Here is a 24,087-nt window from a genome sequence, read left to right on the forward strand (position 1 = left end):
GTGAGGGCCGGCGTTGGCTACGGGGTGGGGCCACCCTCACCCTAGGCCCTCTCCCAGGGGGAGAGGGGATAACACGGGACGTTCAGGCGGCAAATCAGCCGCGGCCTTCATGTCTGCTTCGTGGCGCCATTCCGCCACCGACTTGATGGCCAGCGTGACCAGCGCCAGAATGGCCAGCAGCGAAGCCACGGCAAAGGCGGCCACCGACTGGTATTCGTTGTACAAAATTTCCACATGCAGCGGCAAGGTGTTGGTCTGCCCGCGGATGTGGCCCGACACCACGGAGACCGCGCCAAACTCGCCCATGGCCCGCGCATTGCACAGGATCACGCCATAGATCAAACCCCACTTGATGTTGGGCAGCGTGACATGCCAGAAGGTTTGCCAGCCGGTGGCGCCCAGCACAATGGCGGCCTGCTCTTCGTCATTGCCCTGCGCCTGCATGAGCGGAATCAGCTCGCGCGCGATGAAGGGAAAGGTCACAAACACGGTCGCCAGCACAATACCGGGCACGGCAAAAATGATCTTGATGTCATGCGCCTGCAGCCAGGGGCCAAACCAGCCCTGGGCGCCAAACAGCAGCACATAGATCAGGCCGGCCACCACGGGCGAGACGGAAAATGGCAGGTCCACCAGCGTCGTCAAAAACGACTTGCCGCGAAATTCGTACTTGGCAATGGCCCAGGCTGCGGCCACGCCAAACACCAGATTCAGCGGTACTGCAACGGCGGCGGCAATCAAGGTGAGCTTGATCGCCGACCAGGCGTCAGGCTCCTGCAGCGCGGCAATGTAGGCACCCAAGCCCTTGCGCAAGGCTTCGGTGAACACGGCGGCCAGCGGCAGCACGAGAAACAGGAACACGAATAAAAGAGCACCCATGATCAGCGTGTAGCGCACCCAAGGCGACTCAGTCGTTCCGGCCGTGACACGGCGAACCGGTTGTGAAGGAGTGCGCCGCGAAGGACCGCCCCGAGCAAGCACAGCCCCTTTTCCGTCGGCGAGGGGCAGCGCAACGCCGGAGGCACGCGAAGCGACAAGTGTGGGGGCCTGTTTATCGCTCATGCCGGCGCTCCTGCGTTGCGGCGCTGCCAGGCCTGTAATGCGTTGATGACCAGCAGCAGGATGAATGACAGCACCAGCATCACCACGGCCACCGCGGTAGCACCGGCATAGTCGTACTGCTCGAGCTTGCCGATGATGATGAGCGGCGTGATCTCCGAAATCATGGGCATGTTGCCGGCAATAAAGATAACCGATCCGTACTCGCCAATCGCCCGCGCAAAGGCCATGGCAAAGCCCGTCAGCAGCGCCGGCATGATGTGCGGCAGGATGACCCTGGTGAAAATCTGCAGGCGTGTGGCACCCAATGACGTTGCGGCTTCTTCGAGTTCTTTCTCCGCATCTTCCAGCACCGGCTGCACGGTGCGCACCACAAACGGAAGACCCACAAAAATCAGCGCAATCACCACGCCGGCCGGCGTAAAGGCCAGCTTGATGCCCATGGGCTCCAGGTACTGGCCGAGCCAGCCGTTGCCAGCCAGCAGCGCCGTGAGCGAAATGCCGGCCACTGCCGTGGGCAGCGCAAAGGGCAAATCCACCAGCGCATCAACCAGCTTTTTACCGGGAAACGTGTAGCGCACCAGCACCCAGGCCACCAGCAGGCCGAACACCAGGTTGACGAGCGCCGCGATCAACGACGCGCCAAACGTGAGGCGGTAGGAGGCCAGCACGCGCGGCGAGGTCACGGCCACCCAGAACTGATCCAGGGTGAGCGTGAACGTTTTGAAGAACAGCGCCGAGATCGGGATCAGCACGATCAGGCTGAGGTACAGCACGGTGTAGCCCAGCGTGAGGTGAAAGCCGGGCAATACCCGCCGGGTGGCCCGTTTGCCGCCCGCAGGCGAGCCCGGCAGCACCGCGGCGGGCGGTGCAACAGAAGACAGGGAAGTCATGGTTTGGGATTACTTGACGGTGTAGAGCTTGTCGAACTGTCCGCCATCATTGAAGTGGACTTTTTGCGCTTCGCTCAGGGAGCCAAACAACTCCTGTACGGTGAACAGCTGCACGGGCTTGAAGGTGTTGGCGTACTTTTTGAGCACGGCCTGCGAGCGTGGGCGCAGCGCGTGGCGGGCGGCAATTTCCTGGCCTTCGTCCGAGTAGAGGTAGTTGAGATACGCCTTGGCAAGGTCCGCCGTGCCCTTCTTGGCCACAGTGCGTTCGACCACCGCCACCGGGTTTTCAGCCAGGATGCTGATAGACGGGTAAATCGCGTCCACCTTGCCTTCGCCAAACTCCTTGTTCACTGACAGCACTTCCGATTCGAAGGTGATCAGCACGTCGCCGATATTGCGCTGCAGGAACACCGTGGTGGCATCGCGACCGCCCTTGCCCAGCACGGGTACGTTTTTGTAGAGCTTGCCGACAAACTCGGCGGCCTGCGCATCGCTGGCGCCCTTCTTCTTCGCATAGCCCCAGGCCGCCAGGTAGGCGTAGCGGCCATTGCCGCCGGTTTTGGGGTTGACCACGATCACCTGGATGCCGGGCTTGACAAGGTCATCCCAGTCCTTGATGCCCTTGGGGTTGCCGTTGCGCACCAGGAACAGCATGGTGGAGGTGGTGGGCGAGGCATTGTCCGGAAAGCGCTTGGCCCAGTCTTTGGCCACGACACCGGCATTGGCCAGAAACTCCACGTCGGTGCTGGTGTTCATGGTCACCACGTCAGCATCCAGGCCATCGGCCACGGAGCGCGCAATGGCGCTGGAGCCGCCGTGCGACTGGTCGACCTTCACATCCTTGCCGGTGGTTTTCTTGTAGTGGGCGATGAAGGCTGCGTTGTAGTCCTTGTAAAACTCGCGCGCCACGTCGTACGAACCGTTGAGCAAGGTTTGCGCCGAGGAGATACCGCTCGTGACCAGCGCCAGGATTGCAAGAGCGATTTTGAATTTTGAAGTCATGCCGTTTCCAGGGATCCAAGAGAAGAGGAAGAAGGTGAAGAAGGTGAAGGAGGTGTTGAAGATGGGGATGAAAAACCAGGGTGGGCCGCCGTCGGGGGCGCATCGCCTGCCAGCGACTGCAGCAGGGCCATGCCCAGCGGCCATTCGCCATGGCCCGACTCGATGTTGATGTGGCCCGCATCCTGCATCCGCACCAGCTCGCTGCCCCAGGCGCGGGCATAGGCCCCGGCCAGGCGCACCGGGCAGTACGGATCATTGCTGCTGGCCACCAGCACATTGCGGTAAGGCAGCTTTTGGTAAGGCACCGGAGCGAAGTCGCTGAACACGGCACGCCGCTCGGGGTCGGCCGGCGCCACCAGCAAGGCCCCCTTGATGCGCTCTACCGCCTCAGGCGGCAAATGCGCGGTGGCAATGCAGCCCAGGCTGTGCGCCACGATCACCACCGGTTCGCCCAACTGCACGATGGTGCGTGCAAGCGTGGCCACCCAGGCCTTGCGGGACGGCGTGATCCAGTCGTCCTGCTGCACACGCACCGCGCCATGCAGGCGCTCGGCCCACAGGCTTTGCCAGTGACCAGGGCCGGAGTCGCGCCAGCCGGGAACAATGATGAAGCGCAAAATGGTGATCCTCAGCGGGTTTCAAGCAAGTGAGCCACGCCAGGCGCCACTGCGGGCAACGGCACTGCCGTTTGCAAGCCGGGGCCGCGGAACCGGCTTTGCCGGGCCGCAGGCGCAGCGGCCCCCTCGGGGGGCAACGCATTACGCGAAGCGAAAAGCGTGGGGGCCATTTACTTGTTGGGCTGCGGTGTGATGCGCAGGTAAGGCTTGACGGCCTTGAATCCCTTGGGAAAACGCTGGGCCAGCTCGGCCGGGTCCTGCAGGCTGGGCACGATGATCACATCGTCGCCGTCTTTCCAGTTCACTGGCGTGGCCACCTTATAGCCGTCCGTGAGCTGCAGTGAGTCAATGACGCGCAGGATCTCGTCGAAATTGCGGCCGGTGCTGGCGGGGTACGTGAAGGTGGTTCGAATCACCTTTTTCGGGTCGATGATGAACACGCTGCGCACCGTGGCCGTGGGGCCGGTGCTCAAGGCGTTCGGGTGAATCATGTCGTACAGGTTGGCCACCTTGCGGTCTGCATCGGCCAGGATGGGGAAGTTCACCGTGGTGCTTTGCGTCTCGTTGATGTCATTCACCCACTTGCCATGCGACTCCAGCGGATCCACGCTGATCGCGATGGGTTTGACGTTGCGTTTGGAAAATTCGCTGCCCAGGGCTGCGGTTTTGCCCAGTTCTGTGGTGCATACCGGCGTGAAGTCAGCGGGGTGGGAAAACAGCACAACCCAGGAATCGCCTGCCCACTCGTGAAAGGAAATCTTCCCTTCTGTGGAGTCTTGTGTGAAGTCAGGGGCGATGTCACCGAGTCTGAGAGTTGCCATGGTTTGTTCCTTGTGATTGCTGAACTAAAAAAGGCATTGTGGGGAGCAAGCGTTAAAACTCAAAAGAATATATAGCTCTTAATTTATCTCTACTTTTGCATAACGATGTTTTGGGTTGATGGTTTTAAGTTTGGCCATCAGGCTTGGTTTTTGTGCTTTCGGGTGGGGGAGGTCTCCTCTGAGGGGTGTTGGCCGGGACTCGCCCCGCCGGGGCGAGTCCCGGCCAGCCAGCCTCATAAGAGCCCTGGACCTTAAACCAGACTATCACCCCTCATACGCTCCCCCAGGTAATCCAGAAAACTTCTCACCGCAGGCACCTGACCGCGCCGCGACGGAAACACGGCATGGGCCACGCCGGGCTTGGGCGCCCAGCCGGGCAGCACGGGCACCAGCAACTGGGCCTGCTGCTCTGCGGCGCTAAGCGAATTGGGTAAAAAGCTTATGCCCGTACCCGCCAGCACGGCCAGCTTGAGCGTCTGTAAATCGTCAGCCACATAGCGCGGCTGGTGCTGCAACACGAACTCTTGCCCCTCGGGCCCCAGCAGGGTCCAGGACGAACGGCCATCCACCCATGACATGGCCACGGTGTCCAGCTTCATCAGGTCTTCGGGCTTTTCGGGTCTTCCCTGGCGGGCCAACAGCGTTGGGCTGGCCAACAATTCGCCGCCGCTCGACCCCAGGTTTTTAACCACCAGGCTGCCGCTGTCTTCCAGCGTGGGCCTTATCCGCAGCGCAATGTCTATGCCCTCCTCCACGAGATCCACCACCCGGTTGGTCACGCGCATGTCGATCTTGACCTGGGGATGCAGCGCCATGAAGCGCGGCACCAGGTAGCCCAGCGTGCTTTGCGCCAGCGTGACCGGGCAGGTAATGCGCACGGTGCCACGGGGCTCTACCTGGATCTGGGCCACCGCTTCGGCGGCCGCCAGGGCTTCATCGCGCATGGCACTGCAGTGGCGCAGGTAGGTCTCGCCTATTTCTGTCAGCGAGAGCTTGCGGGTGGTGCGCTGCAACAGTCGCACGCCGAGTCGCTGCTCCAGCTCGGCCACCCGGCGCGACAGGCGCGATTTGGGCAAGCCCAGCGAGCGCCCGGCGGCGGCAAAACCGCCCCGCTCCGCCACCTCGGCAAAGTACAGCATGTCATTCAGGTCCTGCATGAAATTCCTCCGTTCTGATCTTGTAGCGGCATTCAAGGCGCAGATTCACTACACAAGCAGGACAATCTATCGCAATTTTGCCTACTTATCAAACAATCGACCCACCAGCACAATCTATCCATGGCTGCGATTCATGGTGAATACGGCCAACAACCTGATTCAACTTCAACCCAAGGAAATTCATCATGAGCAAACTGCTTCACATCGACTCCAGCATTCTTGGCGGCAACTCGGTTTCCCGCCAACTCACGGCGCAAATCGTCGCCTCGTGGCGCGCCAGCAACCCCGGCACCGAAGTCAGCTACCTGGACCTGGCGGTTGAAACCCCCAGCCACCTGTCGGCCGAATCCCTCGGCTTTCGGGCCCCTGCCGGTGCTGAGCTGAACGACGTGCAAAAGCGTGAAAACGCCATCTCCGAAGCACTGGTGTCGCAATTCCTGGCCGCCGATGTGATCGTGGTCGGTGCTCCGCTGTACAACTTCGCGATTCCGACCCAGCTCAAGGCCTGGATTGACCGCGTGGCACAAGTCGGCCGGACCTTCAAATACACCGAAAAAGGCCCTGTTGGCCTGGCCGGCGGCAAAACCGTGATCGTCGCCTCTACCCGTGGCGGCGTGTATTCCACCAGCGACGCTGCCATCGCCATGGAACACCAGGAAAGCTACCTGAAGGTGGTGTTTGGTTTCTTCGGCATCACCGACGTACGCTTTGTGCGTGCCGAAGGTCTGGCCATGGGTGAAGGGGCCAAGGCCGCAGCGCTGGCAGCGGCTGAAGTTGAAATCAAGGCACAAACCACGGTGGCTGCCAACCAGCCCCTGGCCGCATTGGCCGCCTGACGTCTTCAGGCACCCACAAAAAAGCCCGCGGTTGCGGGCTTTTTTTTGCATGTCCGAGCGAGCCTGCCACCGGGATCAAATTAACCCATGCGCTTAACCCACGTGCGTTTTCACCCAGGCTACATACTGATCCACCCAGCCCTGCAAAAACTTCTTGATGCCATCCCCAACGCTGCCGTCCGCATTGAAAACCCCCTCTTTGGCCTGAACGAACGCCTCGGGCTGGCCCAGTACCGGCACATCGAGGTAAGCCAGGATGTTGCGCAAGTGCTGCTGGGCCAGCGCCGTGCCAAGGGCGCCGACGGAGATTCCGATCACACCCGCGGGCTTGCGCGCCCATGCGTTCTGGCCGTAAGGGCGCGAAGCGTGGTCAATGGCATTTTTCAGCACACCGGGCAGTGAGCGGTTGTACTCGGGCGTGACAAACAACAAACCCTGCGCCGCAGCGATCTCGCCCTTGATGCGCTTGACCTGCTCGGACGGGTTGCCGTCGTCGTCCTGGTTGTACAGCGGCAAATCGTCAATGCGCAGATGGGTAAAGCTGAACTCGGCCGGAAACAGCTTTTCCAGTGCCTTGGCGAGCTTCTTGTTGAAGGAATCCTTGCGAAGACTGCCGACGACGACGGCAATGGTGTATTGGGCCATGAGATTCTCCAGGAAATCGATCAGACGTTGATTGAAGGGAAATGGCAGCCCCATATGTAAAGCACTTTGAGCAAGTGCTTTGTAGGACTGAAGCTAACAATACGCCTCATCACGCTGATTAGACAGCGCCGCCATGACACCGACATAATCCCAAAAAAACCTGCCGACAGCGCTCGGGCGTTCTGCGCATTCAGAGCCTCCCGCCTGCTGTCGGTTCGATGCCCGACTTAACTCCCCAACCAACGGAAAAGTCCATGCTGGGTAACGCGCAATCTCCTTGTGACAAAGGAGTCATTCAGGCACAACGCTGCTTGCCCAGCACTTCCTCGGCCTCTTCCCGACTGACTTCGCAGCCCTCTTCTGCCGGTGCAGACGCCGCCGCCCGAAAAGGCTATGCCCTGGCCGCCACCGTCCTCGGTTCGTCCATGGCCTTCATCGACGGCTCGGTCGTCAACATTGCCCTGCCCGCCATCCAGCGCGACTTTGCCAGTAGCGCCGGCGCCAGCCTGGCGGCCATGCAGTGGGTCATCAACGCCTATCTGCTGGCGCTGGGTTCGCTAGTGCTGGTGGGCGGTTCGCTGGGGGACAGGTTCGGGCGGCGCAGCATTTTCATCACCGGCATTGCGCTTTTTACCGCCGCGTCGGCGGCCTGCGGACTGGCCTCCGGCACGCTGGCCCTGATTGCCGCGCGGGCGCTGCAGGGCGTGGGCGCGGCGCTGCTGGTGCCAGCCAGCCTGGCCATTATTGGCAACGTGTTTGAAGGCGACGCACGCGGCAAGGCGATTGGCACTTGGGCGGCGTGGGCGTCCATCACGGGTGCGGCGGGTCCGGTGCTGGGCGGCTGGCTGGTCGATGCGGTGTCGTGGCGCGCCATCTTTTTCCTGAACGTACCGCTGGCCGTGGCCACCATCTGGCTGGCCGTCTATGCCGTGCCCGACAGCCGCGACCCCGATGCGCCGCGGCATTTCGACTGGCTCGGTGTGTTGCTGGTGGCCAGCGGGCTGGGTGCCCTCACCTACGGGCTGACGCTGGCGCCCGAGCGCGGATGGGGCCACGCGAGCGTGCTGTGGCCCCTGGTGTTTGGCGTAGTCGGGCTGGCTGCTTTTGCCGTGGCGCAGGCGCGGGTGCGTGCGCCCATGATGCCGCCGGCACTTTTCAGGTCGCGCGACTTTGTCGGTGCCAATCTGTTGACACTGCTGCTGTACTTTGCGCTGGTCGGCGTGCTGTTTTTTCTGCCCTTTGTACTGATTGGCGCCTTCCACTATTCGGCCACCGCAGCGGGTGCCACGCTGCTGCCCTTCTCCATCATTTTGGGCTTGCTGTCCTCTGCGGCCGGCAAGGCCATGGATCGTTTTGGCGCCAGGCTCATGCTTATCTGCGGTCCGGTGATCGCCGCTGCCGGTCTGGCGTTGATGGCGCTGCCGGGTGTGGGCTGGCCTTACTGGGCGGGCTTTTTTCCGGCCATGGTGGTGCTGGGCCTGGGCATGACGATTGCCATTGCACCGCTCACCACCACCGTGATGAACGCGGTGTCGTCGGCCCACGCCGGGGTGGCCTCGGGCGTGAACAACGCGGTGGCGCGGGTGGCGGGCTTGCTCGCGGTGGCCGTGCTGGGCGTGGTGTTTGCCGCTGCCTTGGGTGGGCCCCTGGATGGCGCACCCGCGACTACGCTGATCCACGCGTTTCGCTGGGTGGTGCTGGCAGCCGTGCTGTGCGCGCTGGCCTCGGCAGCCTGTGCGGCCATGTTTTTAACGCCTGCACCCGCGCCAGTTACAAAACGCTAGTACTGCAACCCGGAAGTAGCGAAACATCATGAAAGCGATGGATTCGTGCCCAGGGCAAGGCGCAAGCTGCAGCGAAAGCTTTACGCCTTCGCAAAGATTGCAACGCCGCCATGGGTGCGAAGACGCGCTTTCATGTTTCGATATTTTCGGGTTGTAGTACTAGGGCCTGTCAGAACTTCAGAACCCGGCCAGCACCGACCCCTTGAATTCGGTCTGGATGAACTTGCGGATTTCTTCAGAGTGGTAGGCCTTGACCAGCTTGGCCACCCAAGGCTTGTCCTTGTCTTGTTCGCGCACAGCCAGCAGGTTGACGTAAGGCGATTTGGCCGCTTCCTGCGCAATCGCGTCCTTGGCGGGGTTCAACCCCGCTGACAGCGCGTAGTTGGTGTTGACGGCCGAGGCGTCCAGGTCGTCCAGTGAGCGCGGTAGTTGTGCCGCGTCCAGTTCCACAAACCTGAGTTTTTTCGGGTTGTCGATCACGTCCAGCGGCGTGGCCTTGAGGCCGGCTTCAGGCCTGAGCTTGATCAGGCCCTTGTCCTGCAGCACCAGCAGCACGCGGCCGCCGTTGGTCGGGTCGTTCGGGATGCCGAAGCGCGCACCTTCCTTCAACTCAGCCAGGCTCTTGACCTTTTTGGAATACAGGCCAATCGGGAAGTTGACGGTGTAGCCGACGTTGACGATCTTGTAACCGCGGTCCTTGACTTGCTGGTCGAGGAAAGGCTTGTGCTGGTAGCTGTTGCCGTCCAGGTCGCCGGCGGCCAGCGCGGCGTTGGGCTGGATGTAGTCGCTGAACTCGACGATCTGGATTTTCAGGCCATCTTTTTCAGCGATCTTTTTGACCTGCTCAAAAATCTGCGCGTGCGGACCGGCGGTGACGCCGATTTTGAGCGGCTTGTCCTGCGCGAGCACGGCGCCGGTGAAGGAGCTTGCAAGTGCCAGCGCGATGGCTGACTGGATGAGGGTGCGTTTTTTCATGGTGTTTCCTTTGGTTGGCATAAAAAATCTGTCTGTTCCCTCTCCCTTTGGGAGAGGGTTAGGGTGAGGGCCAGCGGCCTTCGCAAGCCAAGCAGCCGTTCGACTGCCGCCGGCCCCCACCCCTGCCCTCCCCCAGCGGGGGGAGGGAGAAATCAGGGAATCAGGCGCTCAACATCGCTGTTGTCTTGCTCCCTCTCCCGCTGGGAGAGGGTTGGGGTGAGGGCCAGCGGCCTTGGCATCCGTAGCGGCGCATCGACCGCCGCCAGCCCTCTCCCAAGGGGAGGGGGAGAGGGAGAGGAGCGGGATCGCCCTCATTTGTGGCTCAACCTGCGCACGGCCCAGTCACCCAGGCTTTGCACCGCCTGCACAAACAGGATCAGCACCAGCACCACCGCCAGCATCACTTCCGGCAAGAAGCGCTGGTAGCCATAGCGAATACCCAGGTCGCCCAGCCCGCCGCCGCCAATGGCGCCGGCCATGGCCGAGTAGCCGGTCAGGCTCACAAAAGTGATCGTCAGGCCCGCCACAATGCCGGGCAGCGCTTCGGGCAGCAGTACCTTGAGCACGATCTGCCGCGTGGTCGCGCCCATGGCCAGCGCCGCTTCAATCAGGCCGTGATCGACCTCGCGCAAAGAGGTTTCCACCAGCCGTGCAATAAACGGCGCCGCCGCAATCGTGAGCGGCACCACGGCTGCCGCCGTACCGATGGACGAACCCGTGAGAAAGCGCGTCAGCGGAATGATGGCCACCAGCAAGATGATGAAAGGCGTGGAGCGCACAGCGTTCACGATGCCGCCGACCACGCGGTTCACGCCCGCGTTCTGCAGCACACCGCCCTCGTCCGTCAGCCGCAGGAACACGCCCAGCGGAACGCCGATCAACGCACCCACCAGGCCTGAAATGCCGACCATGACGATGGTTTCCCAGAGCGAGCTGACAAACAGCTCGAGCAGGGCTTGCGAAAAATTACTGAACATGGCTGAAACCTCCCGCCAACTCGCCTGGCAACGCTCCATTGACCTGATCCACATGCACGCCGGCGCCGCGCAAATGCGCCACAGCCGCATTGAGCTGCTCGCGCGCACCGCGCGCAAACACCGCCAGCGTGCCAAACGGCTTGCCCTGAATCTCATCGATCTGGCCATGCACGATAGACAGGTCAATGCCAAAGCGGCGAATCACGTCCGACAGCAAGGGCCTGTCAGACTCGTCGCCGGCAAACGCCAGGCGCAACAGCTGCCCTTCTTCGGGGTGCTCGGCACTCATCAGCGTGCGTATGCGCGCCAGCACGCTCTCGGGCAAGTCCTGCGGCACGATCTCGGCAATCAGGCTGCGCGTGGTCTCGTGCTGAGGGCGGGTGAAAACGTCAATCACCGGGCCACTTTCGACAATGCGCCCGGCATCAATCACCGCCACCCGGTCGGCCACCTGCTTGATCACCTGCATCTGGTGCGTGATCAGCACAATCGTCAACCCGAATTCCTTGTTGATCTGCTGGAGCAGGCCCAGGATGGAGCGTGTGGTTTCAGGGTCCAGGGCAGACGTTGCCTCGTCGGACAGCAGCACCTTGGGCCGGTTGGCCAACGCACGCGCAATGCCCACCCGCTGCTTTTGCCCGCCGCTGATCTGCGCCGGGTAACGGTCTGCCAGCGCCGACAGACCCACCAGGTCGAGCAGCGGTTCGACGCGGGCCTTGATGTCCGCAGCGGACAGGCCCGCAATTTCCAGTGGCAAGGCCACGTTGCCATACACCGTGCGCGACGAGAGCAGGTTGAAGTGCTGAAAGATGATGCCGATGTCGCGCCGCGCCACACGCAATGCATCGCCGTTCAGCGAGGTCAGTTCCCGGCCATCCACCAGCACCTGGCCGGCGGTGGGCCGGTTCAGCAGGTTGATCACCCGCACCAGCGAACTTTTGCCCGCACCGCTGCGGCCAATGATGCCGTATACCTCGCCGGGATTGATGTGAAGGTCGACGCCCCTCAACGCCTCGACCGGGCCCGTGGACCCCTTGTACGTTTGAAAAATACCCTTGAGCTCGATCATGAAAACCCGTTATGCCCCTCACCTTTTACGCAAGCGTGGTGGGCTCTTTTTTTGGAACAGATAGGGAATTTAGAGGTATTTCATCAAAACTCAAAAGAATATTAAATAGATTAAATAGATGATTAAGTAGTTTGCATCAAAAATGCAATTCCTGCAAAGCAAGACAGCGCCTGTGCCCTTTCCGCAGTATTTAAATACGGTGAATCGGCCGCCCATCCCGTGAAAAACCCAACTGGGGAAAAATGGTGTGTCCAAGTTCTACCACCACCGCCTCCATGAGTCTGGCGCGCATGAAATGATGACACTTGACTGACCGCTTGCCATGACCAGCCGTAACGCCACCGTAGACATAACCAAGGGCATCGCAATCATCCTGGTTGTGCTTGGTCATAACTGGGCGGTTTTGCAGGAAAAGGGCGAGCTCTTCCGGGTTATTTACTCGTTTCACCTGCCCCTGTTCTTTTTTCTCTCGGGCTTGTTTCTCAAGGACTCCGACCGCCTGGGGAAGTTTGCGCTGTCCCGGGCAGACGCCCTTTTGAAGCCGTATTTCGTTGTGTTGATATTTCTGGGCATTGCAGAGGCATTCGATCCGGCAGCCGTCCCAACAGCCGATGCATCCCCGCTTGCTTATTTTTCCGGTGTCATTTATGCCACCGCCCCCACCATCGCGTGGGCGCCGCTATGGTTTTTGCCGCATCTCTTCGTGGCGTCGCTCGTGTCCATGGCAATCCTGCGCGCCACCACGGCCGCCAGGAACCGCCCGGCCTGGATCTTCCTGATTGCCTCGGCCCTTCTGGTAACCGGGATCCGGCTCATAGACTGGTTCTGGCAAATCGATACCTCGCAGTTGCCCTTCATGGGCCTGAACCGATTGCCCGGGCTTCCGTGGAGCCTTGACCTGACATTCATCAGCTCGGCCTGTATCCTGTTCGGATTCCTGCTCAGGAAACGGGTGATATCGATGCATTTCAGCGCCATCGGGTTTCTTGTTTCGACCATCGCATTCGCCTTGCTGCATTACTACTTTGACGAAACCATGGATTTGAATCTGAGGTTCTACGGCAACCCGCTCATTTCTTCCTTACAGGCTGCCCTGGGCATTTACATCGTTCTCTGCACCTCTTCGCTGTTGCAGAAATATGCGGTATTGCGGCGTCCGCTGACCTACATAGGATCTGGCAGCCTGCTCATCCTGGTGTTTCATTACCTCGCCCAGGGACGGACCTTCCTGATACTTTCCCGCATCAGCCACAACGGCCACTTCAACAGTGCGGCAAGCCTTGCCGCAGGCGTGCTGCTCCCATTGTTCATCCTGGAAATTACCAGGCGCCAGCGGCATTTGGCGGCACTAGTCCTGCCCCGAAAATCCAGCCCATCATTTCGGCAAAATGCTCCGGGGAAATTGCCATGAACCACGAACTATCGCGCCTGGCGGCCGCCATCCACATCAATGAACCACGCCACGAAGCGCTCCGTCTGGCCTTTGGCCTTGCCTGTGCTTCCCGTGTGCAGCACCTGCTGGAAGACCCCCAGGCCATCGACTGCCTCGCAATGCTTCAGGCCTTCGTTGACGGCAAACTGGATAGGCCCGCCTTGGCACAGGCCGCGCAGGAAATTGCCGCGCTTGCCAACAGCCACCGGGGCTCCAACTCCATTGACGGCTCGGCGCATGCGGCCGTTTCTGCCACCTACGCCGTAGCAAACGCGCTGGCTGGCCGCGCCCTTGAAGCGGCCAGCTACGCGGCTTACGCTGCCGTCTATGGCTATGGCGGCTATGCGGTCACCGATCCGACGGCTTTTGAGGGCGAGTTCGCGTGGCAGGTTGAGAAATTCAAGGAGCTGGCCGCGGCCTGCGCGGTATAAACGTCGGGTCTTCTTTTTTTTGCACCGACTTCGTGGCCGCTCTCTTCATCTCCGCTTTCCTGCTCGGGCTTCTGTTCAACGCCGCGCCCGGCGCTGTGTTTGCCGAAACCGTGCGCCAGGGCGTACGCGGCGGGTTTCGGCCTGCCCTTGCCGTGCAAATCGGATCGCTGGCTGGAGATGCGCTCTGGGCCCTGCTGGGGCTGGCAGGCATAGGACTGCTTCTTCAATTGGAATGGATTCGCTGGCCCGTCGGCATCGCCGGGGCCGTGTACCTTTTCTGGCTTGCCCGCGACTCCTGGGTTTCCGCCAGCCAGGAGTTCTCTTTAACCGGCTCGGCGACGGTCGAGCCCAAACGGGCCATGCGTGCCGGCGTCCTCCTGTCCGTGACCAACCCGCAAAACATTGCCTATTGGGCCGCTCTGGGAAGCGCCCTTGGGGCCATCGGCATCCATGAGCCAAAGGCCTCCGACTACACCATCTTCTTTTTGGGGTTCATGGTGTCGTCGGTGGTGTGGGCGTTCTTCTGCGCGGCAGTTGTTGACAGAATCTTTCGCCGCGCAGGTACGCAGTGGGCCAAGGTCACCTACAAACTCTGCGCCGCCGTGTTCCTGGCACTGGCCCTCGGTTCGATGCGCGATCTCATTGTTCAGTCGTCGCCACTTCCGCAAAAAGACAAGTCCGCCATTGCCGGCAAGCCCTGAATCCTTGTAACCGGTTCCAACAGGAGAAACCATGCAGCTCATCGGAATGCTTGACTCACCTTACGTTCGCCGCGTGGCTATTTCCCTGCAGCTTCTCGGTCTGCGTTTCGAGCATCGCTCGGTCTCCGTGTTCAGCACCTTCGCCCAGTTTCAGCAGATCAATCCGGTGGTCAAAGCACCCTCGCTGGTCTGTGATGACGGCCAGGTCCTCATGGATTCCACGCTCATCATCGACTACGCCGAAGCGATCGCCGCCCCGCGCAAGAGCCTCATGCCCGCCGCAATTCCAGAACGCCAGCAGGCCCTGCGCGTGATCGGCCTGGCCCTCGCTGCCTGTGAAAAAAGCGTCCAGATCGTCTATGAGCGGAACCTCCGGCCTGCCGAAAAATTGCATCAACCCTGGGTGACTCGTGTCACCGGCCAGCTTCTCGCCGCCCTCGATGGGCTGGAATCAGAACTTCAGCGCAAACCGCTGGCGACCACCAGCGACACCATGGGTCAGGACGGCGTGAGCACGGCGATTGCCTGGCACTTCACGCAAGCGATGCTTCCGGAAGTGGTACCCATGACCCGCTACCCCGCGTTGCGTGAATTCTCGTTGCAGGCGGAGCAACTGCCGGAGTTCATGGCAGCGCCCCACAGCGACCTCACTTACCACGACAAGCGCTAGCTGGCCGGCATCGAAGTGAGACGGTCAAGCCTGTGCAAGGCAGCTTGCCCCCGAGCTGACCCGCTGCCGCAGCGCGGCGGCGGCGTGGCAATTCATGCAAATGATGCGGCAGCCGGCGCCCTTGAAGCCAAGCCCGCAGGCCGACTTTCTGCAAACTCCGGCAGGTACCCGGCCAGTTGGTCGAAATTAACCACTATCCAGGGGCACACCCAGTGGCGCACCCAGCGGGCCATGGCAACCCTCGGGTCACCCATGCGAAGGCTGTTGGCAAACCGCGGGCTGTTGAAAAAATGCGCGACATACCGATCCACCAGCGGTGTCGCTTCGTCGGCTACCCAATCCAGAAACGCTGGTGACATGTTGAGGCAACTCGCCTTGACCAGATCATTCACGAGGTCGTCCAGGGCGGCGACGGCGATGATGGAAGCTTCTTTGACGGAAATGGAGCGTGTACGAATCATGAGACGGGAAACAACGGTGGAAATTGCGGGAAGCATGTAAAGAAACAAAAAGGACGAGGCTCAATCTTGCACGGGGAAAATGACACCTCGATGTCGCCCATGGCGCCCATGTCCCCATTTATGCCGACGCTGTTTGGGCACTGCGGGCACCGGACTTAAACTCACAGCTTCGGGCGGCAATGTATCGCCCCTGCACTGGGGCCTCAAACCGCGCCAGCCGACGACCACACTCGCCCGCCGCAAGTCGGCCCGCACCCGTCTTTCACCTTCCTGAGCCTTTGTCTATGCCATTTTCTTCACTGGGCTTCTCGCCGGCGCTGTTGCCGGCTTTTCTGCGCGCCATTGGCGACAAAGGCTACCGAGCACCCACCGCCATTCAGTCCCAAGCCATTCCGGCGATCCTGCTGGGACGCGACGTGGTGGGTTCCGCCCAAACGGGTTCGGGCAAAACAGCCGCGTTTGCATTGCCCATGCTGCAGCAACTGGCAAACGCGCCCACTGGAACACCACGGCCTACCCGGGGCCTGATCCTGGTGCCCACGCGCGAGCTGGCGGCGCAGGTGGGTGAAGCCATCGCCGGCTTTGCCAAATACCTGCCGCAGCGCGTCAAGGTGGCCGTGGTGTTTGGCGGCGTGTCCATCAATCCGCAGATGATGAACCTGCGCGGTGGCGCGGACATCGTGGTGGCCACGCCGGGGCGCCTGATCGACCTGCTTGAACACAACGCACTGAAAATTTCTGAAGTGAGCACGTTGGTGCTGGACGAGGCAGACCGCCTGCTGGATCTGGGCTTTGGCGAAGAACTGGGCCGTATCCTTGAACAGCTTCCACCCCGGCGCCAAAACCTGTTTTTCTCGGCCACGTTCCCGCCAGCCATTGAGGCGCTGGCTGAAAGCATGCTGCACAACCCGCTGCGCATTGAAGTGCAGGCGACGCCCGAGGCCAAACCCGACATCGCGCAGCGCGCCATTGAGGTCGATGCCAGCCGCCGGACGCAACTGCTGCGCCACCTGGTGCAAACCGAGAAGTGGGAGCGTGTGCTGGTGTTCGTGGCGACCAAACACGCCGCAGAAATCGTGGCAGACAAACTGCGTAAAGTGCACATCGAGGCCGAGCCCTTTCATGGCGAGCTGAGCCAGGGCAAACGCACCCAGGTTTTGCGGGACTTCAAGATCAAGGCCGTGCAGGTGGTGGTGGCTACCGACGTGGCCGCGCGTGGCATTGACATTGCGCAGATGCCGGTGGTGGTGAACTACGACCTGCCCCGCTCAGCGGTGGACTACACGCACCGCATCGGCCGCACCGGCCGCGCCGGGGAAAACGGCCTGGCTGTCAGCTTTGTCAGCGCAGCCACCGAGGCACACCTTCGCCTGATTGAAAAGCGCCAGGGCATCAAGGTTGCGCGTGAGCAGGTTGAAGGTTTTGAGCCACTTGAAACGCAGGCGCCCAACGCTGCCGACCCTGCTTCTACCGGTGGCATCAAGGGCAAGCGCCCAAGCAAGAAAGACAAGCTGCGCGCAGCGGCCGCACGCGCGCAGACGCACGATAAATAACAACAAAGGGGCAACGAAACCGCGCTTACTGCTTACTGCGCATCGGCTTCGCTCCCGGCAGCGGTGGGCCGGGCCGCGCGGTGGCCGTGCTTTCTCACCACCTCCACATAAAACTGGTCGCCGCCCTCTTTCACCAGGGCATCCACGGAACTGATCAGGTCAGCAAACGGCACCCCGGAAGCCGTGGCTTCGCTGGCGCCTGACTTGCAGTCAAAGTCCCAGAAATCAACGCCCGCCGGCAAGGCTTTGGCACGTTCGCGTTTGATGTATTTGCGGATGTCGTGCTTGGCTGCGTCGAACAGGCGGTCGCGGTTCTTGCCTTCGATGTTGAGTTGGTAGGTTTTTCTCACGGGTATCCCTGGTGTGTCATTGGTGTGTCAGGTGTGTGGCGAATGCCGCCGGCAGGCGCATCAAAATTGCGCAGCCTGATGCAGAAGAACCCGATTATCGGTCCCTGACACGGGTCCAGGCCAAACGGCCAACAAAGGCCACAATCTGCTCGGCACAGGGTTTGCTTGCGATTTCGCGTGCTCCGTGCACCTCGCGATGGCATTGGTGCTGGCGGCCGTGGCGGGCCGCTGGAAACTGTTGGGCCGCTGGGCGCACCTTTGCTGGCCCACGCGGAAGCGCCGGAACTGAAGGTGGTGACCGGGGTGCCATTAGTGCTGTTGGTGCTGTTGGTGCTGTTGGTGCTGCTTTTCATTGGTGCGACACTGCAGGTGCGACGTTTGCAGAGCAGGAATGCCGCGCTGGCCGGCGCACTGGTGGCGCCTGCTCTCTGAGCTGCGAAGGACGTCAGGTGGCCAGCAACACCTTGTCAATTGCCTCGTGCAGGTGCTGCACGCCAAATGAAACATCGGTGATCACGCCGTTGACATAAAACGCGGGGGTCGAGCGTATGTCCAGATGCCTTGCGCCCAGTATGTGCTCCTGCACGCGCTGCAGGTAGACGTGGTCTCTCATTTCGTTCCGGTACCGTGGCATGTCCAGGCCCACTTGTTCCGCGTAGTCGAGCAGGTGCTTTTCCGTGAGGTGTTGCTGGTGCGTGAAAAGCAGCTCGTACATGGGCCAGAACTTGCCCTGGGCACCGGCCGCTTCCGCCGCTTCAGCGGCCAGTTCGGCGTGCGGATGCATTTCCCGCAGCGGGAAGTGGCGAAATACAAAGCGCAACTGCTGACCGAAATGCGGGAGCATCACCTTCAGCCCCGCGTAGGCCTGCAGGCACAGCGCGCATTCAAAATCGCCGTACTCAATCACCGTGACAGCGGCGAATGACTGGCCACGGATGTGATCGGTTGCCCCATCAGGGGCTAGCAGCGAGTCCCGGGTTTTCATGGCAGTCACCTTTTACGTGCGCCTTTATCTGTGCATTTTTCAGGCAGTATGCGCCAAGGGCAGGCCCATGATCAATGCATCAATGCGGGGCTCAGCCGGCCGCGTTCTCCAGCGCTTCATCCAGCGCCTTGCACGAGGGGGAGCACACCGCCTGGGATTTGCCGAGCACCTTTCGGGTGCCCATCAGGGAGCGGGCGCGATGCTTGCCGCACATGAAACACGACATGGTGGCAGCACCAAAAGACGTGGTGGCGGCAAACGGCGATCCCGACACCTTGGACTTGTAGCGCAGGCCGTCAGCGAGGACAGCGGTTTTGGCGTCAGCTCTTGCCATGGTTTGGATCTTCCTTGGGTTGGGTTGTTGAACGGTTCATGGCCTGATGAATGGCCGCTTTAGCCTCGCGCTCTGCAGCCAGCGAGGCATCCAGTGCGGAGCGGCAGAGGCCCGCATACTGGTAGTTGACGTTTTCATAGAGTTCAGCGGCCGCCGGATGGGTATCCAGCAAGGCGCCCAGCGCCACGCCGGGCTCGACTTCGCTGAGCTCATTGACGAGATGCTGCACCACGGACAGGTACTGCTCGGCCCCCACCGGTTCGGCACTGTGCTCCAGCCGCTCAAGCAGTTCGGCCAGCACGTGCGTTACCGTGAGGTTGGTTTTGGGAGGCTGTGATTTGGTGGCGTTCATGAAAAGAAACTGGGGGTTCCTTCCCCAAATACAAGCACGTGCAGCACCGGCGCATGTTTACTTGTGCCGGTCGCCAGAGCCATTTCGGCATAGTCTGGGTGTGCCCTGAATGCTATATTTTTTATAGCCTCCGGTGCTTGTCTGCCATGGGTTGGAGACCAATTTTACCGCTAAAAGCAATTCGGCCGCTTTCCCCGGCTTTGAGCAGGTCTTTTCAGCCGTATCGGCGACCCCGGCCACCGGAGGTGCAGGAGCATGGTGCATCGTGGGCCACCCACCGCTTTTTGACCGGTTTTCCCCATAAAACCGCTACTCCGCCCCCTCGTTCTCCTTTGCGGCCAAATGGCTCACCAGCAGTTGCGCCGCCGCTGACAGGCTGGATGCATCTCTAAAGCAGATGGCAAAGCGGCGACTGGCCCAGGCATCAAGCAGGGGCACCACGCGCAACCCGTAGGTGCGGGCATACGGCTCGGCCACTTCGCGCGGCACCACGCTGATGGCCAGGTTGGCGCGCACCACGCGTAGCGCGGCCTCGAAGTTGGACACGATCACCCGATGCACGACGGCCTTGCCCTGGAGCGCGGCGGCGCGCTGCAACAGCACCTGCACCGCGCTGTGCGCCGGCAGGCTGACATGCTCGTAATCCAGCGTCTGCTCAAAGCGCACCGTCTCGTTCCGGGCCAGCGGGTGCGACGGGTGGACCACGATGGCGAGGTGGTCGCTGCGGTAGCTGCGCGACTGCAGGCCCGTCAGGTCGGCGGCATCCCAGCAGATGCCGACCGATGCGACGCCCTCCTTGATGCCGCGAATCACGTCGGGACTGACGCGCTCTTCCATGGTGACGCGGATGTCGTGGTGCGCCTGAACCTGCAAAAAGGCCGCCACATCGTCGGCCAGCGATTCGGCCATGACAGACGCCGTGGCCAGGATGCGAACCTGGCCGCGCACGCCCAGCGCATAAGCGGCCATGTCGCGCTCGATCTGCTCAGCGCTGGCCAGCATGGTACGCGCGTGTTCCAGCAGGCTCTCACCGGCGGGTGTGGGCTCGACGCCGCGGCGCCGGCGCACCAGCAGCGGCGTGCCGACGGTGTCTTCCAGCTGGGCCAGCCGCTTGCTGATGGCTGAGCCGACAATGTTGGCCTGCTCGGCGGCCCGGGCGATGCTGCGCGTCTCGCACACGGCGGCGAACAGCCGCAAAGTGGTCATGTCCAGGTCTCTCATGGGCAGCTCCGGTTGCGCAGGACTCGCTTGTCTGCTTTAAATATTCCGATACGGAACGCTGGAGGTTCCAAAATTGATAACCATAAGCAATCGGGAAATTCTAAACTGCACCTCTGAATTTCAAAATACCTGGAGACTAGTCAGTGAACATGCTTTCAAGCGCTACGGTGTCCCCCCAAGCCGCCCTGTCCGCCCTGTCCGTCAAGCCGGCCCTGCCCCGGCAGGTCAGCATTCGCGAGGTGGGCCTGCGTGACGGGCTGCAGAGCATCGCTACCGTTATGCCCACTGCCCGCAAGCTGGCCTGGATACGTGGCGCCTACGAGGCTGGCCAGCGCGAAATCGAAGTCGGCTCTTTTGTGCCGGCACGGCTGCTGCCGCAACTGGCCGACACCGCGGAGCTGGTGGCCTATGCCAAAACCCTGCCGGGACTCGTCACCTCGGTGCTGGTGCCCAATCTCAAGGGTGCCGAGCGCGCCATCGACTCAGGCGCCGACCTGATGCTGCTACCGCTTTCAGCCAGCCATGCGCACAGCCTGGCCAATTTGCGCAAGACACCCGATGAAGTGGTGCAGGAGATTGGCCGCATCCGGGCGGCGCGTGATGCCTCGGGCTCAAAAATCCTGATCGAGGTGGGCTTTAGCACGGCGTTTGGCTGCACGCTGCAGGGCCGGGTCGAACCGTCCGAGGTGCTGCGCCTGCTGCAGGCGGTGCTGGACGCGGGGGCGGACCGCGTGGGTCTGGCCGACACGGTGGGTTATGCTGATCCGGCCATGGTGCAAGACCTGTTCGTGGCCGCATTCGCCATAGCCGGCGACCGGCTGGCCTGCGGCCATTTTCATGACACGCGCGGCATGGGGGTGGCCAATGTGTATGCCGCGCTGCAAACCGGGGTGACGCGTTTTGACGCCTGCCTGGCCGGCATTGGCGGCTGCCCGCACGCACCAGGCGCCAGCGGCAACGTGGCCAGCGAAGACCTGGTCTACATGTTTGCCAGCATGGGCATCGGCACCGGCATCGATTTCGACAAGCTTATGGCGCTGCGCACCCAGGTGGCCGGCTGGCTGGAGGGCGAAACCCTGCACGGCACGCTGTGGCGCGCAGGCCTGCCCAAAACCATGCAGGCAGTCGCCACGGCGTAAACATTCCAGATCAACGATCAACGCGATTAACGCGATCAACATATAACGAGTAGCTGCATGCAGAACCATCAAACCTCAGCCGTACCCCAGCCACTGGCCGGCTTGCGTGTCGTCGAATTCACCCACATGGTCATGGGCCCCACCTGCGGCATGGTGCTGGCCGACATGGGGGCCGAGGTCATCAAGGTCGAGCCGATCGACGGCGACCGCACCCGCCGCCTGCTGGGTGCCGGTTCGGGCTTTTTCCCGCTGTTCAACCGCAACAAAAAAAGCATAGGCATTGATTTGCACGATGCCGCGGGCGTGGAAGTGGCGCGCAAGCTCTGCGCCAGCGCCGATGTGGTGGCCGAAAACTTCAAGCCCGGCACCATGGCCAAATACGGGCTCGACTACGCCACCTTGAGCGCCGCCAATCCACGCGTTATTTACGTCAGCCACAAGGGGTTTTTGCCCGGCCCCTACGACCACCGCACCGCGCTGGACGAGGTGGTGCAGATGATGGGCGGCCTGGCCTACATGACAGGCCGCCCCGGCGACCCTCTGCGCGCCGGCACCAGCGTGAACGACATCATGGGCGGCCTGTTTGGCGCCATCGGTGCGCTGGGCGCGCTGATCCAGCGCGGCATCAGCGGCAAGGGCATGGAAGTTCAGTCGGCGCTGTATGAAAACAATGTGTTCCTGATGGGCCAGCATATGTTGCAGTACGCCATGACCGGCAAACACCCTGCCCCCATGCCCGCCCGCGACAACCCCTGGGCGGTGTACGACGTCTTCACTGTGAAAGACGGCGAGCAGATATTCCTGGCCGCCGTGAGTGACGCGCAGTGGCAGACCTTTTGCACCGTGCTGGGTTTTGACGACCTGAAGTGCGATGCCGCGCTGGCGACCAACAACCAGCGCGTTGAGGTGCGCCCGGCGCTGCTGAAGGATTTGGCCGCACGGCTGGCCCCGCGCAGCGCCGCCGAGCTCTCAAGCCTGATGGAAAAAGCCGGCCTGCCCTTTGCGCCGATTCGCCGGCCCGAGGACCTGTTCGACGACGAGCACCTGCTGGCCACCGGCGGCCTGGCCGATGTGCGCCTGCCCGACGGCCCGAAAGCCGGGCAGACCGTTAAAACCACCCTCTTCCCCATCACCATGCAGGGCCAGCGCCTGGGCGTGCGCCTGCACCCACCCACCTTGGGCGAACACACGCAGGAACTGCTCTCGGGACTGGGCTACAGCGCCAGCGCCATCGAGAATTTGCATTCGCAGGCGGCCGTGAGTTGAGCGGCCAAACGATTTCAGCAACCCACCCCAAAGACGGAGACAAAAAATGACAACCCAAACGACCACCCTCAACACGAAACAAACGACCCGGCGCCAGACCCTGCAACGCCTGGGTGCCCTGGCTTTTGGCAGCACGCTCCTGAGCACACCGCTGGCCCTGCTGGCCCAGACCACCGACAAGGTGGTGCGCTTCATCCTGCCGGTAGGCGCAGGCTCCGGAGTGGACACCATTGTTCGCGCCGCCAGCGTTGCGCTGGGCAAGGCGCTGGGTCATCCGTTGGTGATTGAAAACCAGCCCGGCGCCGGCGGCATAGTCGGCACGGCGACCCTGGTCAAGTCGGCGCCCGACGGCATGACGCTGAGCGTGGTGTCCAACAACCATGTGATTTACCCCAGCGTCTACAAATCACTGCCGTTTGACCCGATTGCCGATATCACCCCCATCACCATCATCGGCACCACCCCGATGGTGCTGGTGGTCAACCCGGCCAAGATGCCGGCCACCAACGTCAAGGAACTGGTGGCGCTGCTCAAGGCCAAACCTGATGGCTACAACTACGCCTCATCGGGCAACGGCACCATCCTGCATCTGGCGGCGGAAATGTTTCTTGACGAGGCCCAAGTCAAGGCCAAACATATCCCCTACAAAGGGGTGGGCCCCATGGTGGCTGACCTGATTGGCGGGCAGGTCGAGATGGGCGTGCTGGCGCTGCCGTCGGTGCAGGCGCACCTGAAAAGCGGCGCCCTGCGCGCCATTGGCATCGGTGGCAGCGCCCGCGTGAGCGCCGCACCGGATATTCCCACCATTGCCGAACAGGGCCTGCCCAACTACAACATGGAAGGCTGGTTTGCCGTGATTGGTCCGGCCAAGCTGCCAGCGGCAGAGGCCAGGCGCATCCAGGCAGCCGTGGCCGCCGCCTACGCCACCCCCGAGGTGAAAGAAGCCATGGCCAAACAGGGCAACACCATCAATCCAGGCACACCCGAGGCGGCCGCGCAGTATTTCCGCAGCGAGTTGGTGAAGTACGCGAAGCTGGTCAAAAAGGCGGGCGTTGAACTGCAGTGATGCACTAGAGCTTGGCAATGGAGACTTCGGTCGACTTGACCAGCGCCACCACGTCGCTGCCGGTGGCCAACTCGAGCTGGTCGACCGAGCGTGTGGTGATGACGGAGGTGACGATGCCCCAGGGCGTTTCGATATCGATTTCAGAGACCACGTCGCCGCGGATAATTTCTTTGACTTTGCCGCGGAACTGGTTGCGCACGTTGATGGCCTGGATGGACATGAATAAACTCCTTTGGGTTAAAAAAACACGATTGAAAGCACTATCAAAAACGCTATGAAATCGCTATTGAA

At 61.7% G+C, this 24,087-nt stretch carries 28 protein-coding genes; 11 read left to right on the top strand and 17 right to left on the bottom strand.

Annotation, left to right across the window (positions count from 1 at the left end; all coding sequences use genetic code 11):
- Positions 1 to 36: 36 nt before the first annotated feature.
- The 6 genes from cysW to AC1DS5_RS03030 all read right to left on the bottom strand — a co-directional run bounded on the left by cysW (position 37) and on the right by AC1DS5_RS03030 (position 5,549).
- Complete coding sequence (cysW, locus tag AC1DS5_RS03005; protein WP_477716777.1) at positions 37 to 1,062, bottom strand: sulfate ABC transporter permease subunit CysW; 1,026 nt, start codon at positions 1,060 to 1,062, stop codon at positions 37 to 39.
- Complete coding sequence (cysT, locus tag AC1DS5_RS03010) at positions 1,059 to 1,952, bottom strand: sulfate ABC transporter permease subunit CysT (protein WP_477716778.1); 894 nt, start codon at positions 1,950 to 1,952, stop codon at positions 1,059 to 1,061. The genes cysW and cysT overlap by 4 nt, the downstream gene beginning before the upstream one ends.
- Before the next feature lie 9 nt (positions 1,953 to 1,961).
- Positions 1,962 to 2,954, bottom strand: a complete 993-nt coding sequence (locus tag AC1DS5_RS03015) for a sulfate ABC transporter substrate-binding protein (protein ID WP_477716779.1) — start codon at positions 2,952 to 2,954, stop codon at positions 1,962 to 1,964.
- Entirely contained in the window at positions 2,951 to 3,571 is a 621-nt protein-coding gene (locus AC1DS5_RS03020) for an RBBP9/YdeN family alpha/beta hydrolase (protein ID WP_477716780.1), read from the bottom strand. The genes AC1DS5_RS03015 and AC1DS5_RS03020 overlap by 4 nt, the downstream gene beginning before the upstream one ends.
- Positions 3,572 to 3,741: 170 nt before the next feature.
- Positions 3,742 to 4,392, bottom strand: a complete 651-nt coding sequence (locus tag AC1DS5_RS03025) for a peroxiredoxin (protein ID WP_477716781.1) — start codon at positions 4,390 to 4,392, stop codon at positions 3,742 to 3,744.
- Between the two features lie 251 nt (positions 4,393 to 4,643).
- Positions 4,644 to 5,549 (bottom strand): LysR family transcriptional regulator, encoded by a 906-nt coding sequence (locus AC1DS5_RS03030; RefSeq protein ID WP_477716782.1) that lies wholly within the window; start codon positions 5,547 to 5,549, stop codon positions 4,644 to 4,646.
- Between the two features lie 185 nt (positions 5,550 to 5,734).
- Here AC1DS5_RS03030 and AC1DS5_RS03035 point away from each other — a divergent pair, with 185 nt between their 5' ends.
- A complete protein-coding gene (locus tag AC1DS5_RS03035) occupies positions 5,735 to 6,385 on the top strand; it encodes an FMN-dependent NADH-azoreductase (RefSeq protein WP_477716783.1) in 651 nt (216 codons plus the stop codon).
- 93 nt (positions 6,386 to 6,478) lie between these two features.
- On the opposite strand, the gene AC1DS5_RS03040 is transcribed toward AC1DS5_RS03035, so the two are convergent.
- Positions 6,479 to 7,030, bottom strand: coding sequence for an NADPH-dependent FMN reductase (locus AC1DS5_RS03040; RefSeq protein ID WP_477716784.1), 552 nt, complete (start codon positions 7,028 to 7,030; stop codon positions 6,479 to 6,481).
- A 254-nt stretch (positions 7,031 to 7,284) separates the two neighbouring features.
- Here AC1DS5_RS03040 and AC1DS5_RS03045 point away from each other — a divergent pair, with 254 nt between their 5' ends.
- Positions 7,285 to 8,814: a DHA2 family efflux MFS transporter permease subunit gene (locus tag AC1DS5_RS03045; RefSeq protein WP_477716785.1), complete on the top strand. Its 1,530-nt coding sequence runs from the start codon at positions 7,285 to 7,287 to the stop codon at positions 8,812 to 8,814.
- A gap of 177 nt (positions 8,815 to 8,991) precedes the next feature.
- Here the strand turns inward: AC1DS5_RS03045 and AC1DS5_RS03050 are convergent, their stop codons facing one another.
- From AC1DS5_RS03050 to AC1DS5_RS03060, 3 genes are all read right to left on the bottom strand, one after another.
- A complete protein-coding gene (locus AC1DS5_RS03050) occupies positions 8,992 to 9,789 on the bottom strand; it encodes a MetQ/NlpA family ABC transporter substrate-binding protein (protein ID WP_477716786.1) in 798 nt (265 codons plus the stop codon).
- A gap of 311 nt (positions 9,790 to 10,100) precedes the next feature.
- Positions 10,101 to 10,766 carry a methionine ABC transporter permease gene (locus AC1DS5_RS03055; RefSeq protein WP_477716787.1) on the bottom strand — a complete coding sequence of 222 codons (666 nt, stop codon included), beginning with the start codon at positions 10,764 to 10,766 and terminating at the stop codon, positions 10,101 to 10,103.
- Positions 10,756 to 11,835: a methionine ABC transporter ATP-binding protein gene (locus AC1DS5_RS03060; RefSeq protein ID WP_477716788.1), complete on the bottom strand. Its 1,080-nt coding sequence runs from the start codon at positions 11,833 to 11,835 to the stop codon at positions 10,756 to 10,758. The genes AC1DS5_RS03055 and AC1DS5_RS03060 overlap by 11 nt, the downstream gene beginning before the upstream one ends.
- Positions 11,836 to 12,157: 322 nt before the next feature.
- Between AC1DS5_RS03060 and AC1DS5_RS03065 the strand changes: the two genes are divergently transcribed.
- From AC1DS5_RS03065 to AC1DS5_RS03080, 4 genes are read left to right on the top strand one after another with little or no spacing between them, the layout of a single operon-like run.
- Entirely contained in the window at positions 12,158 to 13,246 is a 1,089-nt protein-coding gene (locus tag AC1DS5_RS03065; protein WP_477716789.1) for an acyltransferase family protein, read from the top strand.
- The gene (locus AC1DS5_RS03070) at positions 13,243 to 13,698 is read left to right on the top strand and encodes a putative immunity protein (RefSeq protein ID WP_477716790.1); all 456 of its coding nucleotides are present in this window, start codon (positions 13,243 to 13,245) and stop codon (positions 13,696 to 13,698) included. Before AC1DS5_RS03065 ends, AC1DS5_RS03070 begins: the two co-directional genes overlap by 4 nt.
- Before the next feature lie 32 nt (positions 13,699 to 13,730).
- The gene (locus tag AC1DS5_RS03075; RefSeq protein WP_477716791.1) at positions 13,731 to 14,399 is read left to right on the top strand and encodes a LysE family transporter; all 669 of its coding nucleotides are present in this window, start codon (positions 13,731 to 13,733) and stop codon (positions 14,397 to 14,399) included.
- A 31-nt stretch (positions 14,400 to 14,430) separates the two neighbouring features.
- Entirely contained in the window at positions 14,431 to 15,069 is a 639-nt protein-coding gene (locus AC1DS5_RS03080; protein WP_477716792.1) for a glutathione S-transferase, read from the top strand.
- 92 nt (positions 15,070 to 15,161) lie between these two features.
- Here the strand turns inward: AC1DS5_RS03080 and AC1DS5_RS03085 are convergent, their stop codons facing one another.
- The gene (locus AC1DS5_RS03085; RefSeq protein WP_477716793.1) at positions 15,162 to 15,530 is read right to left on the bottom strand and encodes a hypothetical protein; all 369 of its coding nucleotides are present in this window, start codon (positions 15,528 to 15,530) and stop codon (positions 15,162 to 15,164) included.
- 284 nt (positions 15,531 to 15,814) lie between these two features.
- Here AC1DS5_RS03085 and AC1DS5_RS03090 point away from each other — a divergent pair, with 284 nt between their 5' ends.
- The gene (locus tag AC1DS5_RS03090) at positions 15,815 to 17,083 is read left to right on the top strand and encodes a DEAD/DEAH box helicase (protein WP_477716794.1); all 1,269 of its coding nucleotides are present in this window, start codon (positions 15,815 to 15,817) and stop codon (positions 17,081 to 17,083) included.
- A 32-nt stretch (positions 17,084 to 17,115) separates the two neighbouring features.
- On the opposite strand, the gene AC1DS5_RS03095 is transcribed toward AC1DS5_RS03090, so the two are convergent.
- A complete protein-coding gene (locus AC1DS5_RS03095) occupies positions 17,116 to 17,433 on the bottom strand; it encodes a DUF6172 family protein (protein ID WP_477716795.1) in 318 nt (105 codons plus the stop codon).
- Between the two features lie 177 nt (positions 17,434 to 17,610).
- Here AC1DS5_RS03095 and AC1DS5_RS03100 point away from each other — a divergent pair, with 177 nt between their 5' ends.
- Positions 17,611 to 17,865, top strand: coding sequence for a hypothetical protein (locus tag AC1DS5_RS03100; protein ID WP_477716796.1), 255 nt, complete (start codon positions 17,611 to 17,613; stop codon positions 17,863 to 17,865).
- Positions 17,866 to 17,878: 13 nt separating this feature from the next.
- On the opposite strand, the gene AC1DS5_RS03105 is transcribed toward AC1DS5_RS03100, so the two are convergent.
- From AC1DS5_RS03105 to AC1DS5_RS03120, 4 genes are all read right to left on the bottom strand, one after another.
- On the bottom strand, positions 17,879 to 18,418 hold the full coding sequence (locus AC1DS5_RS03105) for a DsbA family protein (RefSeq protein ID WP_477716797.1): 540 nt from the start codon (positions 18,416 to 18,418) through the stop codon (positions 17,879 to 17,881).
- 91 nt (positions 18,419 to 18,509) lie between these two features.
- Entirely contained in the window at positions 18,510 to 18,752 is a 243-nt protein-coding gene (locus AC1DS5_RS03110; protein ID WP_011483276.1) for a hypothetical protein, read from the bottom strand.
- Complete coding sequence (locus AC1DS5_RS03115; RefSeq protein WP_477716798.1) at positions 18,739 to 19,104, bottom strand: hypothetical protein; 366 nt, start codon at positions 19,102 to 19,104, stop codon at positions 18,739 to 18,741. The genes AC1DS5_RS03110 and AC1DS5_RS03115 overlap by 14 nt, the downstream gene beginning before the upstream one ends.
- 309 nt (positions 19,105 to 19,413) lie before the next feature.
- Positions 19,414 to 20,325 (bottom strand): LysR family transcriptional regulator, encoded by a 912-nt coding sequence (locus AC1DS5_RS03120; protein WP_477716799.1) that lies wholly within the window; start codon positions 20,323 to 20,325, stop codon positions 19,414 to 19,416.
- A gap of 149 nt (positions 20,326 to 20,474) precedes the next feature.
- On the opposite strand from AC1DS5_RS03120, the gene AC1DS5_RS03125 reads away from it, so the two are divergent.
- Genes AC1DS5_RS03125 through AC1DS5_RS03135 form a run of 3 tightly spaced genes read left to right on the top strand, consistent with a single transcriptional unit; the run spans position 20,475 to position 23,796 of the window.
- Positions 20,475 to 21,464 (top strand): hydroxymethylglutaryl-CoA lyase, encoded by a 990-nt coding sequence (locus AC1DS5_RS03125; protein ID WP_477717218.1) that lies wholly within the window; start codon positions 20,475 to 20,477, stop codon positions 21,462 to 21,464.
- Positions 21,465 to 21,521: 57 nt separating this feature from the next.
- Positions 21,522 to 22,730 (top strand): CaiB/BaiF CoA transferase family protein, encoded by a 1,209-nt coding sequence (locus AC1DS5_RS03130; RefSeq protein WP_477716800.1) that lies wholly within the window; start codon positions 21,522 to 21,524, stop codon positions 22,728 to 22,730.
- 46 nt (positions 22,731 to 22,776) lie between these two features.
- Positions 22,777 to 23,796 carry a Bug family tripartite tricarboxylate transporter substrate binding protein gene (locus AC1DS5_RS03135; protein ID WP_477716801.1) on the top strand — a complete coding sequence of 340 codons (1,020 nt, stop codon included), beginning with the start codon at positions 22,777 to 22,779 and terminating at the stop codon, positions 23,794 to 23,796.
- Positions 23,797 to 23,800: 4 nt separating this feature from the next.
- On the opposite strand, the gene AC1DS5_RS03140 is transcribed toward AC1DS5_RS03135, so the two are convergent.
- Positions 23,801 to 24,016 carry a TOBE domain-containing protein gene (locus AC1DS5_RS03140; protein ID WP_477716802.1) on the bottom strand — a complete coding sequence of 72 codons (216 nt, stop codon included), beginning with the start codon at positions 24,014 to 24,016 and terminating at the stop codon, positions 23,801 to 23,803.
- Positions 24,017 to 24,087: the final 71 nt, after the last annotated feature.

This window comes from Polaromonas sp. P4_H1, from assembly GCF_056400945.1.